The sequence below is a fragment of the Streptomyces koelreuteriae genome (assembly GCF_018604545.1).
In the GTDB taxonomy this organism is placed as follows: Bacteria; Actinomycetota; Actinomycetes; order Streptomycetales; family Streptomycetaceae; genus Streptomyces; species Streptomyces koelreuteriae.
On sequence record NZ_CP075896.1, the window covers coordinates 6,402,686 to 6,418,575 of the forward strand.

The 15,890-nt window shown below is 71.9% G+C and carries 18 protein-coding genes; 11 read left to right on the forward strand and 7 right to left on the reverse strand.

The genetic code is table 11. The features are described 5' to 3' along the window. Positions 1–105: 105 nt before the first annotated feature. The 3 genes from KJK29_RS28810 to qcrB all read left to right on the forward strand — a co-directional run bounded on the left by KJK29_RS28810 (position 106) and on the right by qcrB (position 3,363). Entirely contained in the window at positions 106–837 is a 732-nt protein-coding gene (locus tag KJK29_RS28810; protein ID WP_215122092.1) for an ABC transporter ATP-binding protein, read from the forward strand. Between the two features lie 12 nt (positions 838–849). Continuing rightward, the gene (locus tag KJK29_RS28815) at positions 850–1,593 is read left to right on the forward strand and encodes a vWA domain-containing protein (RefSeq protein WP_215122093.1); all 744 of its coding nucleotides are present in this window, start codon (positions 850–852) and stop codon (positions 1,591–1,593) included. A gap of 111 nt (positions 1,594–1,704) precedes the next feature. Beyond that, complete coding sequence (gene qcrB, locus KJK29_RS28820) at positions 1,705–3,363, forward strand: cytochrome bc1 complex cytochrome b subunit (protein WP_251057970.1); 1,659 nt, start codon at positions 1,705–1,707, stop codon at positions 3,361–3,363. Here the strand turns inward: qcrB and KJK29_RS28825 are convergent. Together KJK29_RS28825 and KJK29_RS28830 are read right to left on the reverse strand one after the other, a co-directional pair. Next, positions 3,335–4,297: an acyl-CoA dehydrogenase family protein gene (locus KJK29_RS28825; protein WP_215122094.1), complete on the reverse strand. Its 963-nt coding sequence runs from the start codon at positions 4,295–4,297 to the stop codon at positions 3,335–3,337. The two genes, qcrB and KJK29_RS28825, sit on opposite strands and share 29 nt — an antisense overlap. Next, positions 4,297–5,436 (reverse strand): acyl-CoA dehydrogenase family protein, encoded by a 1,140-nt coding sequence (locus KJK29_RS28830; RefSeq protein WP_215122095.1) that lies wholly within the window; start codon positions 5,434–5,436, stop codon positions 4,297–4,299. The genes KJK29_RS28825 and KJK29_RS28830 overlap by 1 nt, the downstream gene beginning before the upstream one ends. Before the next feature lie 48 nt (positions 5,437–5,484). Between KJK29_RS28830 and KJK29_RS28835 the strand changes: the two genes are divergently transcribed. From KJK29_RS28835 to KJK29_RS28845, 3 genes are read left to right on the forward strand one after another with little or no spacing between them, the layout of a single operon-like run. Then, the gene (locus KJK29_RS28835; RefSeq protein ID WP_215122096.1) at positions 5,485–6,273 is read left to right on the forward strand and encodes an SDR family oxidoreductase; all 789 of its coding nucleotides are present in this window, start codon (positions 5,485–5,487) and stop codon (positions 6,271–6,273) included. Between the two features lie 15 nt (positions 6,274–6,288). Continuing rightward, a complete protein-coding gene (locus tag KJK29_RS28840; RefSeq protein WP_215122097.1) occupies positions 6,289–6,903 on the forward strand; it encodes a TetR/AcrR family transcriptional regulator in 615 nt (204 codons plus the stop codon). A 23-nt stretch (positions 6,904–6,926) separates the two neighbouring features. Next, entirely contained in the window at positions 6,927–8,084 is a 1,158-nt protein-coding gene (locus tag KJK29_RS28845; RefSeq protein WP_215122098.1) for an acetyl-CoA C-acetyltransferase, read from the forward strand. 25 nt (positions 8,085–8,109) lie between these two features. Here the strand turns inward: KJK29_RS28845 and KJK29_RS28850 are convergent, their stop codons facing one another. The 4 genes from KJK29_RS28850 to KJK29_RS28865 are packed head-to-tail and all read right to left on the reverse strand — an operon-like array spanning position 8,110 to position 11,440. Next, entirely contained in the window at positions 8,110–9,162 is a 1,053-nt protein-coding gene (locus tag KJK29_RS28850) for an NAD(P)H-dependent flavin oxidoreductase (protein ID WP_215122099.1), read from the reverse strand. Beyond that, positions 9,159–9,878, reverse strand: a complete 720-nt coding sequence (locus KJK29_RS28855) for a CoA-transferase subunit beta (RefSeq protein ID WP_215122100.1) — start codon at positions 9,876–9,878, stop codon at positions 9,159–9,161. Before KJK29_RS28855 ends, KJK29_RS28850 begins: the two co-directional genes overlap by 4 nt. Then, positions 9,875–10,684 carry a CoA transferase subunit A gene (locus tag KJK29_RS28860; RefSeq protein WP_215122101.1) on the reverse strand — a complete coding sequence of 270 codons (810 nt, stop codon included), beginning with the start codon at positions 10,682–10,684 and terminating at the stop codon, positions 9,875–9,877. The genes KJK29_RS28855 and KJK29_RS28860 overlap by 4 nt, the downstream gene beginning before the upstream one ends. Next, positions 10,685–11,440: an enoyl-CoA hydratase family protein gene (locus tag KJK29_RS28865; RefSeq protein ID WP_215122102.1), complete on the reverse strand. Its 756-nt coding sequence runs from the start codon at positions 11,438–11,440 to the stop codon at positions 10,685–10,687. Positions 11,441–11,495: 55 nt separating this feature from the next. Here KJK29_RS28865 and KJK29_RS28870 point away from each other — a divergent pair, with 55 nt between their 5' ends. Beyond that, positions 11,496–12,236 (forward strand): SDR family oxidoreductase, encoded by a 741-nt coding sequence (locus tag KJK29_RS28870; protein ID WP_215122103.1) that lies wholly within the window; start codon positions 11,496–11,498, stop codon positions 12,234–12,236. Position 12,237: 1 nt separating this feature from the next. Continuing rightward, positions 12,238–13,161: an SDR family oxidoreductase gene (locus KJK29_RS28875; RefSeq protein WP_215122104.1), complete on the forward strand. Its 924-nt coding sequence runs from the start codon at positions 12,238–12,240 to the stop codon at positions 13,159–13,161. A gap of 132 nt (positions 13,162–13,293) precedes the next feature. Here KJK29_RS28875 and KJK29_RS28880 read toward each other — a convergent pair whose 3' ends face one another. Further along, positions 13,294–14,190, reverse strand: coding sequence for a hypothetical protein (locus tag KJK29_RS28880; RefSeq protein WP_215122105.1), 897 nt, complete (start codon positions 14,188–14,190; stop codon positions 13,294–13,296). Positions 14,191–14,311: 121 nt separating this feature from the next. Between KJK29_RS28880 and KJK29_RS28885 the strand changes: the two genes are divergently transcribed. The 3 genes from KJK29_RS28885 to KJK29_RS28895 all read left to right on the forward strand — a co-directional run bounded on the left by KJK29_RS28885 (position 14,312) and on the right by KJK29_RS28895 (position 15,881). Then, entirely contained in the window at positions 14,312–14,764 is a 453-nt protein-coding gene (locus tag KJK29_RS28885; RefSeq protein ID WP_251057971.1) for a GNAT family N-acetyltransferase, read from the forward strand. A gap of 45 nt (positions 14,765–14,809) precedes the next feature. Further along, the gene (locus tag KJK29_RS28890; protein ID WP_215122106.1) at positions 14,810–15,160 is read left to right on the forward strand and encodes a chorismate mutase; all 351 of its coding nucleotides are present in this window, start codon (positions 14,810–14,812) and stop codon (positions 15,158–15,160) included. 169 nt (positions 15,161–15,329) lie between these two features. Continuing rightward, entirely contained in the window at positions 15,330–15,881 is a 552-nt protein-coding gene (locus KJK29_RS28895) for a response regulator (protein WP_215122107.1), read from the forward strand. The last annotated feature ends 9 nt before the right edge of the window (positions 15,882–15,890 follow it).

Genomic DNA, 15,890 nt, shown 5'->3' on the forward strand with positions numbered 1-15,890 from the left:
CCCAACCCGGCATGCATATCACGGAGTTACCGGCCAGGCACGTGAGTTCGAATCCGGGTTGTTCCACTCTTGACCATCCGGACCGGTTCCGTATGGGATGCGGTGATGACCGAGAACACCAGCCCGGGCTCCGGCGCCGCCCTCGCCGACGACACGTCCGCCGAGCAGATGCTGCGGGTGGAGGACCTGCGGCACTCCTACGGCACGGGTGCCGCGACCGTGCACGCGCTGCGCGGCGCCTCCTTCACCGTCCGGCGCGGCGAACTGGTCGCCCTCAAGGGCCGCTCGGGCTCCGGCAAGACGACGCTGCTCCACATGATCGGCGGCCTGGACTCCCCGCAGAGCGGCCGTGTCGTCGTGGGCGGCACCGACCTGTCCGCGCTGAGCGGGAGCGAGCTGCTGGAACTGCGCCGGGACCGGATCGGCTTCGTCTTCCAGTCCTTCGGGCTGATCCCCATCCTCACCGCCGCCGAGAACGTGGGCGTCCCGCTGCGGCTGCGCCGGGCCGAGCCACGCGAACGCGAGAAGCGGGTCGCGCTGCTCCTGGCCCTGGTCGGTCTCGCCGGACACGAGACCCAGCGGCCCGCCGAGCTCTCCGGCGGACAGCAGCAGCGGGTCGCCATCGCCCGGGCCCTCGCCAACCGCCCGGCCCTGCTGCTCGCCGACGAGCCGACCGGCCAGCTCGACGCCGCGACCGGCCTGGCGGTGATGGAGCTGCTGCGGGCCGTGGTCCGCAGCGAGGGCGTCACGGCCCTGGTCGCCACCCACGACCCCCAACTCCTCGGCCTGGCCGACCGGGTGCTGGAACTGAGCGACGGAGTGGTCGCCGAGGAGTGAGAAGGTGGGGCCATGGTCGCGATCAGTCTGAGCAAGGTCCAGCAGACCGCTCCCGCGCTGGTGAACCTCTACAAGAGCGCCGGGGTGTCCCTCACGAAACACGGCCTCGACGGGCTGCGGGCCGCGGTCTACCTCGTGGTCGACCACTCCGGCTCGATGCGGCCGTACTACAGGGACGGCAGCGTGCAGGCGCTCGCCGACCGGGTGCTCGGACTGTCGGCGCACCTGGACGACGACGGCACCGTGCCGGTTGTGTTCTTCTCCACCGACGTCGACGCCGAGACCTCGATCGCCCTGGCCGACCACCAGGGGCGGATCGACCGGATCGTGGCCGGGCTCGGGCACATGGGCAAGACCAGCTACCACCTGGCCATGGACGCCGTCATCGACCACTACCTCGACAGCGGCGCGACCGAGCCCGCCCTCGTGATCTTCCAGACCGACGGCGGCCCCCTCAGCAAGCTCGCCGCCGAGCGGTATCTGTGCAAGGCGGCGAGGCTTCCGCTGTTCTGGCAGTTCATCGGCTTCGGCGACCCGGACAGCAAGCAGTTCGACTTCCTGCGCAAGCTGGACGAGCTGGCCGTGCCGGGCAAGCGGGTCGTCGACAACGCCGGGTTCTTCCACGCGGGTGAGGATCCGCGGAGGGTGCCGGACGCCGAGCTGTACGACCGGCTGGTGGGCGAATTCCCGAAGTGGCTGGTGGCCGCGCGGGCCCAGGGCATCGTGCCGGCCCAGGGGACCGTGCCGCCGGTCTGAGCCCGGAGCGGTCACCCGCTCGTCCCCTTGGCCTATCCCTCCTTACGCCCCATTTGCACCGTCGCGATGCCGTGCCACGCTGGGAAGGATCCGACGGGGAGGCGACGACGTATGGGCGACGACGGCGCACGACGGGTGTACGGGACGGCCTCCGCTCGCAGGAGACCGCCCGCCGGCAAGGGCGAGCATCTCGCCGACTGGGCGGACGGGCGGCTCGGGCTCTACGGGCTGGCCAGGGCCAACATGCGCAAGGTCTTCCCCGACCACTGGTCCTTCATGCTGGGCGAGGTCACCCTCTACAGCTTCATCGTGCTGATCCTCACGGGCGTCTACCTCACCCTGTTCTTCGAGCCGAGCATGCAGGAGGTCGTCTACAACGGCTCCTACACGGAGCTCAACGGCGTGCTCATGTCCAGGGCCTTCGAGTCCACCCTGGACATCAGCTTCGATGTGCGCGGCGGGCTGCTGATCCGCCAGATCCACCACTGGGCGGCGCTGGTCTTCATCACCGGCATGCTGGTGCACATGATGCGGGTGTTCTTCACGGGCGCCTTCCGCAAGCCGCGCGAGCTCAACTGGCTCTTCGGCTGGACCCTGCTGATGCTCGGCATCATCACCGGCCTGACCGGCTACTCGCTCCCCGACGACCTGCTCTCCGGCACCGGCATCCGCTTCGCGCAAGGCGCGATCCTGTCGATCCCGATCGTCGGGACGTATCTGTCGTTCTTCCTCTTCGGCGGGGAGTTCCCGGGCGACGACATCATCTCCCGGCTGTACCCGGTCCACATCCTGCTGCTGCCCGGCATCATGCTGGGCCTGGTCACCGCCCATCTGATCCTGGTCTTCTACCACAAGCACACCCAGTTCCCGGGCCCCGGACGCAAGGAGCGGTCCGTCGTCGGGATGCCCTTCCTGCCGGTCTACATGGCCAAGGCGGGCGGCTTCTTCTTCCTCGTCTTCGGCGTCCTGACGGTGATGGGCGCGCTCGCCCAGATCAACCCCGTGTGGGCCTTCGGCCCCTACCGCCCCGACCTAGTCACCACCGGTGCCCAGCCCGACTGGTACCTCGGCTTCTCCGAGGGCCTGATCCGGGTGATGCCGGGATGGGAGATCAACCTCTGGGGGCACACGCTCGTCCTCGGCGTGTTCATCCCCTTCTCGCTCTTCCCGCTGATCCTGCTCGCCCTCGGCCTCTATCCCTTCATCGAGGCGTGGATCACCGGCGACAAGCGCGAGCACCACATCCTGGACCGGCCGCGCAACGCGCCCGTGCGCACCGGCCTCGGCGTGGCCTGGCTGACCCTGTACGCGGTGCTGCTGATCGGCGGCGGCAACGACATCGTGGCCACGCATCTGCATCTGTCCATCAATGTGATCACCTGGTTCGTGCGGATCGGCGTGTTCGTGCTGCCGGTCGTCGCCTTCATCGTCACGAAGAAGATCTGCATGGGCCTCCAGCGCCGCGACCGAGCCAAAGTCCTGCACGGCAGGGAGACGGGCACGATCAAACGGCTGGCGAACGGCGAGTACATCGAACTGCACGAGCCCCTCGCGCAGAGCGAGCTGTTCACCCTCACCCAGCACGAGCAGAACCCGCCGTACGAGATCGGGGCCGAGGTCGACGCGGGCGGGGTCCGCCGCAAGGTCAGACGCTCCGAGCGGCTGCGGGCCCGGCTCGCGAAGGCCATGTTCGGGCCCGACGCGCGGATCGAGAAGCCGACGGTGGAGGAGTACCGGGAGATCACCAGCGGCGATCACCAGCCGCACTGACGACCAGGGCCCGGCACTCCCCGGGGTCGCCCCAGGCGGTGCGCAGGGCCCGGGCCTTGGTCAGCCACAGCGACAGGTCGCACTCCGCCGTGTAGCCGATCGCGCCGTGCAACTGCAGCGCGGTGCGCGCGGTGCCGTACGCCGCCTCGCACGCGGTGACCTTGGCGGCGGCGACATCGGCGGGGCGCATGGTCAGCGCGGCGCCGAACACCAGCGGACGCGCGAACTCCAGGGCGATCCTCGCGTCGGCCAGCCGGTGCCCGACCGCCTGGAACGAGCCGACCGGCACCCCGAACTGGCGGCGCTGCTTGACGTACGCGACGGTTCTGTCGAGCAGCGCGAGGCCCACGCCGAGGGCCTGGGCGGCGGTGGCGAGCCGGGCCCAGACGAGGGCCTGGTCCGTGGCCGCGTCGACGACTTCGCCGCCGGGGGCGAGGGGGGTGAGCCGACGGGCCGGGTCGAGTGAGGGGCGGACGGGGCCGTGGCCGGGGGAGAGTCGGATGCCGTCGGGGGTTAGGGCGAGGCGGAGGGTGGCGGCGTCGCCGTCGAGGGCGTAAGCACCCTCTGGCGCCACCGTCGCCATCGTCTCCCCGGCCGCGAGTCCCGGCAGCAGCCGCTTGGCGATCCCCGGGCCGGCCCCCGTGAGCAGCACCGCCGCCGTGATCGTCTCGACCAGCGGGCCGGGCACCGCGTGACGGCCCAACTCGACGAATGCGACGGCCAGTTCGACGGGAAGCGGCCCCAGCCCCTCGTACGCCTCGGGGACCGCCAGCGCGAACACGCCCGCCTCCGCGACCCTGGACCACAGCGCCCGCCCGCTCGCATGCTCGCCCCGGCTCCATTCCCGCACCACCGCCGGTGTACCGGCCGCCGTCAGCAGGGCGTCCAGGGAGGCGGCGAAGGCGCGTTGCTCGGGATCGAGGAGAAAGCGCATCAGCGGCGCCCCTTCGGCAGACCGAGCAGGCGCTCGGCGATGATGTCGCGCTGGATCTCGTTCGTGCCGGCATAGAGGGGACCGGCGAGCGCGAAGACGTACCGCTCCGCCCAGTCGGTGTCCGCCAGCTCGCCCTCCGGGCCGAGGAGGTCGAGGGCCGTCTCCTGCAGCGCGATGTCCAGCTCGGACCAGAAGACCTTGTTGAGACTCGACTCCGGGCCGACCGCCTCGCCCTCCAGGAAGCGGGAGGCCGCCGCGTACGTGAAGAGCTGGTAGGCCCGGGCGCCGATCAGCGTGTCGGCCACCCGGTCCCGCGCGGACACCGGAGCGCCCCGCTCCCGCCACAGCACCTCCAGTCGCCGCGCGGCGGCGAGGAACCGGCCGGGGGAGCGGAGCATCAGCCCGCGTTCGTTGCCCGCCGTCGCCATCGCGATCCGCCAGCCCTGGCCCGGGGCCCCGATCACGTCCTCGTCGGGCACGAAGACCTCGTCCAGGAACAGCTCCGCGAACGCCGGCTTGCCGTCGAGCCGGGCGATCGGGCGGACCGTGACACCGGGGGCGTCCAGGCCGAACATGAGGTACGTCAGCCCCTGGTGGGGCTTCGGGGCCTCCGGGTCGCTGCGGAACAGGCCGAACGCGCGGTCGGCGAACGCGGCCCGCGAGGACCAGGTCTTCTGCCCGCTCAGCAGCCAGCCGCCGTCGGTGCGCACGGCCTTCGCCCGCAGCGACGCCAGGTCCGAACCGGCCTCGGGCTCCGACCAGGCCTGCGCCCAGATCACCTCGCCGCAGGCCATCGCGGGCAGCACCCGGGCCCGCTGCTCCCCGGTGCCGTGGTCGAGGAGGGTCGGGGCGAGCAGATGGATGCCGTTCTGGCTGACGCGCCCCGGGGCGCCCGCAGCGTAGTACTCCTCCTCGAAGAGCAGCCACCGCAGCAGCCCGGAGTCCCGCCCGCCGTACGCCGACGGCCAGTTGACCACCGACCAGCCATCCGCAGCCAGCTCCGCCTCCCAGGCGCGGTGCGCGGCGAAACCCTCCGCCGTCTCCAGCGAGGGCAGCGGTTCGCGCGGCACGTGCGCGTGCAGCCACTCCCGCACCTCGGTACGGAACTCCTCGTCCGCGGGGGACAACGCGAGGTCCACGACCGCTCCTCCTTCCCTAACAAGTGTTTGGTAGGTTAGCGTGAGCCCATGACAGACGTCGAGAGTCCGACGTACGTGCCCGGTCACGGCCTGCTGAAAGGCCGGACCGCCGTCGTCACCGCGGCGGCGGGCGCGGGGATCGGCGGGGCCACGGCGCGGCGCCTCCTGGAGGAGGGCGCACGCGTGCTGATCAGCGACGCGCACGCGCGGCGGCTCAAGGACCACGAGGCGGAACTGGCCGCCGAGTTCGGGGCGGCCTCGGTCGCGGCCGTGCCCTGCGACGTCACCGACGAGACGCAGGTGCGCGCGCTCTTCGAGGCGGCCGTACGGGAGCACGGACGCCTCGACGTCGTGGTCAACAACGCCGGACTGGGCGGCACCGCACAGCTCGTCGACATGACCGACGACCAGTGGTCCCGTGTCCTGGACGTCACGCTGAACGGCACCTTCCGGTGCGTGCGGGCCGCCCTCCGCCATATGAAGGACACCCGGGGCGGCGTGATCGTCAACAACGCCTCCGTCGTCGGCTGGCGCGCCCAGGCCGGACAGGCCCACTACGCCGCCGCCAAGGCCGGAGTGATGGCGCTGACCCGCTGCGCGGCCGTCGAGGCGGCCGACTACGGGGTCCGGGTCAACGCCGTGGCACCCAGCCTCGCCCTGCACCCGCACCTGGTGAAGGTGACCACGCCCGAACTGCTCGCCGAACTGACCGCACGCGAGGCCTACGGGCGCCACGCCGAGCCCTGGGAGGTGGCCAACGTGATCGTGTTCCTGGCCTCCGGCTACTCCTCGTACATGACGGGCGAAGTGGTCTCCGTCAGCAGCCGGCACGCCTAGGACGACAATGGACCCGTGCCTCCTACGAAGAAGAAGCCCCAGGTGACCGCAGCGCCCGCCCGTCGCAGCGAACTCCTCGGCACCGCCGCCGAGGTCTTCGCCGAGCAGGGCTACAACGCCACCACCGTCCGCAAGATCGCGGACCACGCGGGCATGCTCGCGGGCAGCCTCTACTACCACTTCGACTCCAAGGAATCGATGCTGGAGGAGATCCTGCGCACCTTCCTCGACGAGCTCTGGGACGGCTACGACGCCGTCCTGGACGCCGGGCTCGGCCCCCGCGAGACGCTTCAGGCACTGGTCACCGAGTCGTTCCGGGAGATCGACCGGCACCGCCCGGCCGTCGCGATCTACCAGAAGGAGAGCAAGCAGCTCGTGGCGCAGGAGCGGTTCGCGTTCCTCGCCGAGTCACAGCGCCGATTCGAGAAGGCGTGGCTGTCCACCCTGGAGCGCGGCGTCGCCGAGCGCGCCTTCCGCGCCGACCTCGACGTCCGGCTCACCTACCGGTTCGTGCGCGACACGGTCTGGGTCGCCGCGTCCTGGTACCGCCCGGGCGGACAGCACAGCCCGGAGGAGATCGCCCGGCAGTACCTCTCGATGGTGCTGGACGGGATCGCCGTACGCGAATAGCCCTCAACTGTCAGGGAGTTGCCATGGCCGAGGCCTACATCGTCGAAGCGGTGCGAACGCCCGTCGGGCGGCGCGGGGGAGGACTGAGCGCGGTCCATCCGGCCGACCTCGGCGCGCATGCCCTCAAGGAGCTGATGAGCCGCTCGGGCGTCGACCCCGCCGCCGTGGAGGACGTCGTCCTCGGCTGTCTGGACGCCGTGGGGCCGCAGGCCGGAGACATCGCCCGGACCGCCTGGCTGGCGGCCGGGCTGCCCGAGGAGGTGCCGGGCGTGACCGTCGACCGGCAGTGCGGCTCCTCGCAGCAGGCCGTGCACTTCGCCGCGCAGGCCGTACTGTCCGGCACCCAGGACCTCGTGGTCGCCGGCGGTGTGCAGAACATGTCGATGATCCCCATCGCCTTCGCCACCCGGCAGGCCGCCGAACCCCTGGGACTGACGCAGGGGCCGTTCGCCGGCAGCGCGGGCTGGCGGGCGCGGTACGGGGACAAGCCCGTGAACCAGTTCGTGGGCGCCGAGACGATCGCCGCGAAGTGGGGGATCAGCAGGCAGGACCAGGAGGAGTTCGCCCTGCGCTCCCACCGGCGTGCGGTCCGGGCGATCGACGAGGGCCGCTTCGACCGCGAGACCGTGCCGTACGGGGAGGTCACGGCCGACGAGGGCCCGCGCAGGGACACCTCCCTGGAGAAGATGGCCGGGCTCAAGCCGGTCCTCGACGGCGGCACGATCACCGCCGCCTGCTCCTCCCAGGTCTCCGACGGCGCGGCGGCGATGCTGCTGGCCTCCGAGCGGGCCGTGCGCGACCACGGCCTCACCCCACGCGCCCGGGTGCACCATCTCTCGGTGCGCGGCGAGGACCCGATCCGGATGCTCACCGCCCCGATCCCGGCCACCGCCCACGCCCTGAAGAAGACCGGCTTGGCCATCGACGACATCGACCTCGTCGAGATCAACGAGGCCTTCGCCCCGGTCGTCCTGGCCTGGCAGAAGGAGACCGGCGCCGACCCGGACAAGGTCAACGTCAACGGCGGTGCCATCGCCCTCGGCCATCCGCTCGGCGCGACGGGCGTGAAGCTGATGACCACCCTGCTGCACGAACTGGAGCGCACCGGTGGCCGGTTCGGCCTGCAGACCATGTGCGAGGGCGGCGGACAGGCCAATGTGACGATCATCGAGAGGCTCTGAGCCGTCGTCGAGAGACGGTGAGCCGTCATCGTGGGGCGGTGAGCCCTCGGCAGATGTCGTCGGCCTCCTTCATGATCCGCTCCACCAGCTCCGCGCAGGACGGCAGGTCGTCGATCACCCCGGCGACCTGCCCGGACGCCATCACCCCCAGATCCGTACGGCCGTCCACCATGGACGCCTTGAGCAGCATCGGGGTGTTGGCGGCCAGCAGGACCTGGCTCCAGGTCAGGTCCTTGCCGTGCTTGAGCGCGCGGCCGTCCTGGAGCAGCCGGAGCCAGCTCGTGCCGGACAGCCTCCGGTAGCCCGCCGCCCTGCGCACCGCCTGGACGGCACCCCGCACCCGGCCGGAGCGTTCCAGCGCGTCGACCAGTTCCGTCCGCAGCATGCGGTGCGGCAGCCCGTCCACGGCCCGGGTGACCGTCACATCCCGTACGGTCGCCGCCAGATACCGCGCCTTCACCGCGTCCGGCACGGTCGAGTCCGAGGTGAGCAGGAACCGCGTGCCCATCGCCACGCCCGCCGCCCCGTAGGCGAGGGCCGCGACCAGCCCCCGTCCGTCGAAGAACCCGCCCGCCGCCACGACCGGTATGTCCACGGCGTCGACCACCTGCGGCAGCAGCACCGTCGTCGCCACCTCACCGGTGTGCCCGCCGCCCTCCGCGCCCTGCACCAGCACCGCGTCCGCGCCCCACGCCGCCACCTTCTCGGCATGCCGCCGCGCCCCCACGGTCGGCATGACCACCACACCGGCCTCCTTGAGCTCGCCGATCAGCTCCCGGGACGGGGCCAGGGCGAAGGAGGCGACCCGGACACCCTCCTCGACCAGGATCCGCACCCGGTCGCCCGCGTCCGCCGCGTCGGCGCGCAGATTCACCCCGAACGGCGCCTCGGTCCGGGCCCGGACCTCCCGTACGGCCGCGCGCAACTGGTCGAGCGTCATCGTCGCGGAGGCCAGGATGCCGAGGGCGCCCGCGTTCGCCGTGGCGCTCACCAGACGCGGGCCCGCCACCCAGCCCATCCCGGTCTGCACGACCGGATGACGGACACCGGTCAGCCGGGTCAGCGCCGTCTCCCTCACGAGGCGACCTCCCGGGCACGGGCCCCGGCCGGGTCGACGACCTCACGGATCAGCCGCAGCTCCTCGGCGGTCGGTTCACGGGTCGCCGGCACCTCGTCCGGGACGGTCAGCTCGAAGCCCGTCGCCTCCTTGACCTGCTCCACCGTGACACCCGGGTGCAGCGACGCCAGCCGCATCGAGCGGTCGGGGGTGGCGAAGTCGAAGACGCCCAGGTCGGAGACGACCCGTGGGATGCGGTGGTACCGCGCCCCGGCCGCATGGTCGTACCCGACGCCGCAGACCATGTCGACCCGCTCGACGAAGACCCGCCGGGAGTGCCTCGGGACCCAGTAACTCGTCGGGTTGTTGAGCGTGTTGACCGGCGCGCCGCGCACCCCGAGCAGCTGCCGCTTCGGCCGCTCCCAGTCGCCGATGCAGGAGATGTTCTGGTTGCCGAACCGGTCGATCTGGCTCGCGCCCATCATCACGTGCCGCCGCCCGCCGGTGACCCAGGCCAGATGCTGCCGGTACGGCAGCCAGCCCTCCGCCGTCCCGTCCGGGCGGACGAGCGTCGCCTCGCCGTCGGTCAGCAGCAGGTCCGGCGCGAAGGTGAGCCGGGCCAGCCGGGCGCCGACGGAGGGGATCAGCCCCATGGGACTGGCGAGCACCTCGCCGTCGCCCCGCCAGGCCTCGGCGCAGGCGATCACGCAGTATTCGGCGCGGGTGACGTCCTTCATGCCCCCTCCTCCGCGGCGAGGAACCGGGCCGCGAACTCCGGCCAGGCAGTGGTGGCGTAGGTCTTCTGGACGGCCTCGTCCCGGCCGTAGTCGGGCGCGCAGGAGGTGAAATGCGCGCCGTGCGGGGCCTCGACGACCCCGGTGACCGTGTGACGCTTGATCAGCAGGGTCTGAGGCGGGCCCGCCTTCGTCAGCTCGGCCGTGTCGACGATCCGTTCGCAGCTGACGTAGGCCGTGTCCGCCGCCTCGCAGAACAGGTCGTCGAAGTAGGGGTCGGGGCCCAGGTACTGGCCGTTGCCCGACCGGTCCGCGCGGTTGACGTGGACCAGGGCCGCGTCCAGCCGCAGGGCGGGCATCGCGACGAACGTCTCCCCGTCCTCGTACGGCGAGGTGACCGTCCGCAGGCCCGGGTTGACCCGCATCACGTCCGAACCGAGCCCGGCCCGCACCGGCAGGAACGGCAGCCGGTTCGCCGCCGCGCGCAGCCCCCACATGAACATCGCCTCGTCGATCTCCGTCAGTTCGAAGGCGCCCCGCTCGCGGGCCGCGCGGTAGTGCGGCTCCAGAGGGATCGAATCGAGGGTGACGAAGGCCGTGACCAGCTTCCGGATCCGCCCTGCGGCGGCCAGCATGCCCACGTCCGGGCCGCCGTACGAGACGACGGTGAGATCGCTGACCTCCGACCGCAGCAGCGCTCTGACCAGGGCCATCGGCTTGCGGCGCGAGCCCCAGCCGCCGATGCCGAGGGTCATGCCGCTGTGCAGACGGGAGACGACCTCGTCGGCGGTCATCGTCTTGTCGCTCACCTACGCACCCTCCTTCTCCTTCCCGAAGCCGGACCGCACCCGGTCGGCGACCCCGCTGAGGTTCGCCTCGAAGGTGAAGCCCTGCTCGAAGCGGTAGCTGCGGCGCACGTCGACGGGGTCGATGCCGTTGATGGCGGCCTTGGCCAGGCGCAGCAGCCTTCCGTCCTTCGCGGCGATCTCGCGCGCCAACTCCAGAGCGGCGGACGTCAGTTCCTCGCGCGGTACGACCCGCCACACCGAGCCGTGCGCGTGCAGCTCGGCCGCGCTCGCCGTGCGCGACGTGTAGTACAGGGCGCGCATCAGGTGCTGCGGGACCAGCCGGGCCAGATGGGTGGCCGCGCCCAGGGCGCCCCGGTCCAGCTCGGGCAGCCCGAACACCGCGTCCTCGCTCGCCACGATCGCGTCCGCGTTCCCCACGAGGCCGATGCCGCCGCCCAGACAGAAGCCCCGCACGGCCGCCACGACCGGCACCTCGCACTCGTACACCGCCGCGAAGGCCTCGGCGCAGCCGCTGTTCGCGCCGATCAGCGCCCCGTGCCGCGCGTCGTCCGCCTGCAACTCCTTGATGTCCACACCCGCGTTGAACCCCCGCCCCTCGGCCGTCAGCACCACGCACCGCACCTCCGGGTCGCGTCCGGCCGCCCGCACCGCCTCGGCCAGCGCGAACCAGCCGGCCACCGGCAGCGCGTTCACCGGCGGGAAGTCGACCGTGACAACGGCGATGCCCTTTTCCACGCACGAGGTGGAGACACCCATGGCCGCATCAGCTACCTTTCCACCAAACGTTTGTTAGGTGGAAAGGTAGCAGCGTATGGACCTGGACGGGAAGGTCGCCGTCGTCACCGGTGGCACCCGGGGCGTCGGTGCCGGCATCGCGCGCGCCTTCGTACGGGCGGGCGCGAAGGTCGTGGTCTGCGCCCGCCGGGCCCCGGAAGTGCCCCAGCCCGGGACCGAGTTCGTGCCGCTGGACGTCCGCGACCCCGAGGCGGTCCGCCGCGTCCTCGCCGACCTGCCCCGGATGGACGTCCTGGTCAACAACGCGGGCGGCGCACCGCACCGGCTGCTCACCGCGGCCGACGCCGAGCGGCACGCGCGCGTGGTGGAGCTCAACCTGCTGGCTCCCCTGACCGTGTCCCTCGCCGCGTACGACCATCTGCGGCGCACCAAGGGGTCGATCGTCATGATCGGCAGTGTCAGCGGCGGCCGTCCCTCGCCCGGCACCGCCGCCTACGGCGCCGCCAAGGCGGGCCTGGAGAGCCTCGCCCGCTCGATGGCCGTGGAGTGGGCGCCCGGCATCAGGGTCAACACCCTCGTCGTGGGCATGGTCCGCACCGAGCTGTCCCACCTCCACTACGGCGACCGGGACGGCGTCTCGGCCGTCTCCCGCACCGTCCCCCTCGGCCGTCTCGCCGAGCCGTCCGACGTCGGCGCGGCGGCGGTGTTCCTCGCCTCCGACGCGGCCGCCTACATCAGCGGGGCGAGCCTGCTCGTCCACGGGGGCGGGGAGCGCCCCGCCTTCCTGGACGCCGCGACCGCGAACAAGGAGCTGTGAGATGAGCGCACTCTGCGACGGACGGGTCGTCGTCGTCACCGGCGCCGGACGGGGGCTCGGCCGCGCGCACGCCCTCGCGTTCGCCGCCGAGGGCGCCCGGCTCGTCGTCAACGACCTCGGCGTCGGCCTCGACGGCACCCCCGGAACCGACGGCACCCCCGGCCCCGACAGCCCGGCCGCCCTGGTCGCCGAGGAGATCCGCGCGGCAGGCGGCGAGGCCGTGCCGCACGGCGGCGACATCGCCACGACCGAGGGCGCCGCCTCCCTGATCCGAACCGCCCTTCAGACGTACGGCCGGCTCGACACACTCGTCAACAACGCGGGCTTCCTGCGCGACCGGATGCTGGTCAACCTCGACGAGGACGACTTCGACGCCGTCGTACGCGTCCACCTCAAGGGCCACTTCCTGCCCCTGCGGCACGCCGCCGCACACTGGCGGACCGAGGCCAAGGCGGGCCGCCGCCCCGACGCCCGGATCGTCAACACCGGCAGCGGCGCCGGTCTGCTGGGCTCCGTCGGACAGGGCAACTACAGCGCCGCGAAGGCCGGCATCGTCGCCCTGACGCTGGTCGCGTCGGCCGAACTGCACCGCTACGGCGTCCAGACCAACGCCATCGCCCCCGCCGCCCGCACCCGCATGACGGAACGCACCTTCGCCGACACCATGACGGCACCCGAGTCGGGCTTCGACACGATGGCCCCGGAGAACGTCTCACCCCTGGTCGTCTGGCTGGGCTCGGCGGCGAGCGCCGGGGTGACGGGCCGGGTCTTCGAGGCGGAGGGCGGCCGGATCACGGTGATGGAGGGGTGGCGGCCGGGGCCGAGTGCGGACAAGGGCGGGCGGTGGAGCCCGGCGGAGGCGGGGGAGAGGGTGCGGAAGCTGCTGGCGGAGGCGGGAGAGCCCGGGGCCGTCTACGGGGCGTAGGGGACGCGAGGGCACCTCTCGCCCGACCGATTCGGGCCTGGCGAGAGTTCCTCTTGCCCCACCGATTCGGGCGGCGGGTGGGCATAGGCCGGGGTCTGAGGGGCGGAGCCCCCAGTGGACACCAGCCCACACCTACGTATCGCACTCCAAAACACTCCGGCACAACCCACACCGCGCCCGAACCCGCCCCCGCACCGGCACCCGAATCCGCTGATGACACGTAGGACAAGGAAACGACACCCGCAACCGCCCACCCCCATCAGGAGAGAACTGGTACCGCACCCCCGGCTGCGCCCCCACCCCCACCCCCGCCGGCGCCTGCCGCCGGTCCCTGGCATACCGCCGCCGCCCCGCCCACCCCGCCGCCGTCAACGGCGGCTGCCGCTCATCGCGCCGGGCCAGCTCCATCCCCTTCACATACGCCGTGTACGCCTGCGCACTCGTGAACCACACCGACGGGTCCTCCCCGAAGACCAGCGCCCGCTTGGCCAGCACATACCCGAACTCCTCCGGCGTCAGATACCCCAGCTTCTGCGACGACGCCGCGTCCTCCCGGAACGCGTCCAGCAGCAGCCAGCCCGCCCCCAGGTACGTCGTCGCCGTGTCCGTAAGGATCTCGTTGTCACGGACGCCCGGGAAGGACAGGTCGAGACGGTGCAGGTACACATGCATCACCTCGTGCGCGAGCGCCGCCCCGATGTCCCGCCGATGCGTACGGAACCGGTCGTTCAACTCCACGAAGTACTCCGGCCCGGCCGCGAGCTCGACGTTCGCCGCGTGCCGCATCTCCCGGAAGCTCACGATCATCCGGGCGTCCGGAAGCCGGTAGTGCCGCACCAGCTCGTGCGCCACCCGCTGCGCCCCCAGATGCAGGTCGTCGGTGTCGCAGAACGCCACATCGGCCGGGACCACGCTGGTCTCGAACGTCTGGATGGTGTCGTACGACAGTCGCTTGTACAACGCCGTGATGGCGGCCCGCACCGTCTCCAGATGCGGGTAGCCGTGCTCGACCGGCCCGTCGTTCGCCACGCCTCACCCCCAAGACGCCCCAGAACCCGGTTCCACTGTACGAAAGTGTGACGCCACGGGCCCGCGCCGCCGCCGCGAAAACCGGTCGTCCCGCCCGCGCCCCGCTGGCAGAATCCGGGCCGTGACCAGCGAACAGCGCACCGTCGCCGCCGAGCTCCGGGTGGGCGGCCAGGACGACGACCTCGAAGAGCGGCTCGACGAGGAGCTGACGGCCTTCAACACCGCTGCCGCCGACGGCGCCGTCACCGAGCCCCTCTCCGTCCGCGTCAGCGACGACAGCGGCGAGCTGATCGGCGGACTCACCGCCTGGACGTGGGGCAGCCTGTGCTCCGTGGACATGCTCTGGGTGCGGGAGGACCAGCGGCACGCCGGCTGGGGCGGCCGGCTGATGCGCGCGGCGGAGGCCGAGGCGGCCCAGCGCGGCTGCACCGACATGATCGTCTCCACGTACAGCTTCCAGGCCCCCGGCTTCTACCCCCGCCTCGGCTACCGGGAACGGGCCCGCATCCAGGGCGTGCCCGGCGGGCACGAGGACGTCTACTTCCACAAGCGTCTCGACGTCGCCGAGGCGTGAGACGGCGTGCGGCGGCCGGGCCTCCTCCCCGTAGGCTGACGCCCCATGACCACCAGCAACACCGGTACCGGTGATGTCGACGCCGCCGTCCGCGAGGAGCTCGCCCGGCTGCGCGCCAGCATCGACAACATCGACGCGGCCGTCGTCCACATGCTCGCCGAGCGCTTCAAGTGCACCCAGCAGGTCGGACACCTCAAGGCCAGGCACCAGCTCCCGCCCGCCGACCCGGCCCGTGAGGCCCGTCAGATCGACCGGCTGCGCACGCTCGCCGAGAACGCCAAACTGGACCCGGCCTTCGCTGAGAAGTTCCTGAATTTCATCGTCGCCGAGGTCATCCGCCACCACGAGCGCATCGCCGACGAGACACTCAACGGCTCCGCCTCCGGCGGCAACTGACCTCGGACGACGTCCGGCGGCGAGAGACCTCCGCAGGAGCGCTCCCAGGGGAGTGACACGGCGGCCCGCGCGGGGCATGCTGCGCTGTGCACAGCATGTCAGCTGACAAGCACTGCGCGTCAGTGTCCCGGACTTACTCTGGTCCTCCACGAGGGAGGGGCGTCGGGCCATGCCGTCGGATACCAGGATCCTCATCGTCGACGACCACGAGGACACGCTCTACGCACTGGAAAGCGCCCTGGCCCCGCTGGGCTATCTGCTCGGCCGGGCCACCAGCGGCGACGAGGCGCTCAAGCAGGTGCTCCGCGGCCAGGTCGGCCTGCTCCTCCTCGACGTGCGCATGCCCGGCGTCAGCGGCCTGGAAGTGGTGCGCTACATGCGGCGCGTCGAACAGACCCAGCACATCCCCGTGATCCTGCTGACCGGCTTCGGCGCCGACCACGAACTGACCACCGCCGCCTTCCGCCTGGGCGTCGCCGACCTCGTCATGAAACCCGTGGACCCCTGGGCCCTGCGCACCAAGGTCCGCTACCTCTACGACGCCCAGCAGCGCCACCTCGCCCTGGAGCGGGAAGTGCGCCGGCTGCGCGCCCTCGTACGGGAGCACACCGAGGCCGCCGTACACCCCGCGCGCCCCGCCCTGCCGCATCCCGACGCGCGCGTACCGACCCAGCGACCCATGGGGGCGCACGCCGGGGAGCTCGAAAAAGACCGCACCTAGAGGCGGACA

Bases quoted from the DNA above. Each gene is read 5' to 3' on its own strand.
- KJK29_RS28895 (WP_215122107.1), top strand. From the start codon at position 15,330: ATGCCGTCGGATACCAGGATCCTCATCGTCGACGACCACGAGGACACG.
- KJK29_RS28855 (WP_215122100.1), bottom strand. From the start codon at position 9,878: ATGAAGGACGTCACCCGCGCCGAATACTGCGTGATCGCCTGCGCCGAG.
- KJK29_RS28835 (WP_215122096.1), top strand. From the start codon at position 5,485: ATGACAGACGTCGAGAGTCCGACGTACGTGCCCGGTCACGGCCTGCTG.
- KJK29_RS28845 (WP_215122098.1), top strand. From the start codon at position 6,927: ATGGCCGAGGCCTACATCGTCGAAGCGGTGCGAACGCCCGTCGGGCGG.
- KJK29_RS28875 (WP_215122104.1), top strand. From the start codon at position 12,238: ATGAGCGCACTCTGCGACGGACGGGTCGTCGTCGTCACCGGCGCCGGA.
- qcrB (WP_251057970.1), top strand. From the start codon at position 1,705: ATGGGCGACGACGGCGCACGACGGGTGTACGGGACGGCCTCCGCTCGC.
- KJK29_RS28815 (WP_215122093.1), top strand. From the start codon at position 850: ATGGTCGCGATCAGTCTGAGCAAGGTCCAGCAGACCGCTCCCGCGCTG.
- KJK29_RS28870 (WP_215122103.1), top strand. From the start codon at position 11,496: ATGGACCTGGACGGGAAGGTCGCCGTCGTCACCGGTGGCACCCGGGGC.
- KJK29_RS28810 (WP_215122092.1), top strand. From the start codon at position 106: ATGACCGAGAACACCAGCCCGGGCTCCGGCGCCGCCCTCGCCGACGAC.
- KJK29_RS28865 (WP_215122102.1), bottom strand. From the start codon at position 11,440: ATGGGTGTCTCCACCTCGTGCGTGGAAAAGGGCATCGCCGTTGTCACG.
- KJK29_RS28890 (WP_215122106.1), top strand. From the start codon at position 14,810: ATGACCACCAGCAACACCGGTACCGGTGATGTCGACGCCGCCGTCCGC.
- KJK29_RS28825 (WP_215122094.1), bottom strand. From the start codon at position 4,297: ATGCGCTTTCTCCTCGATCCCGAGCAACGCGCCTTCGCCGCCTCCCTG.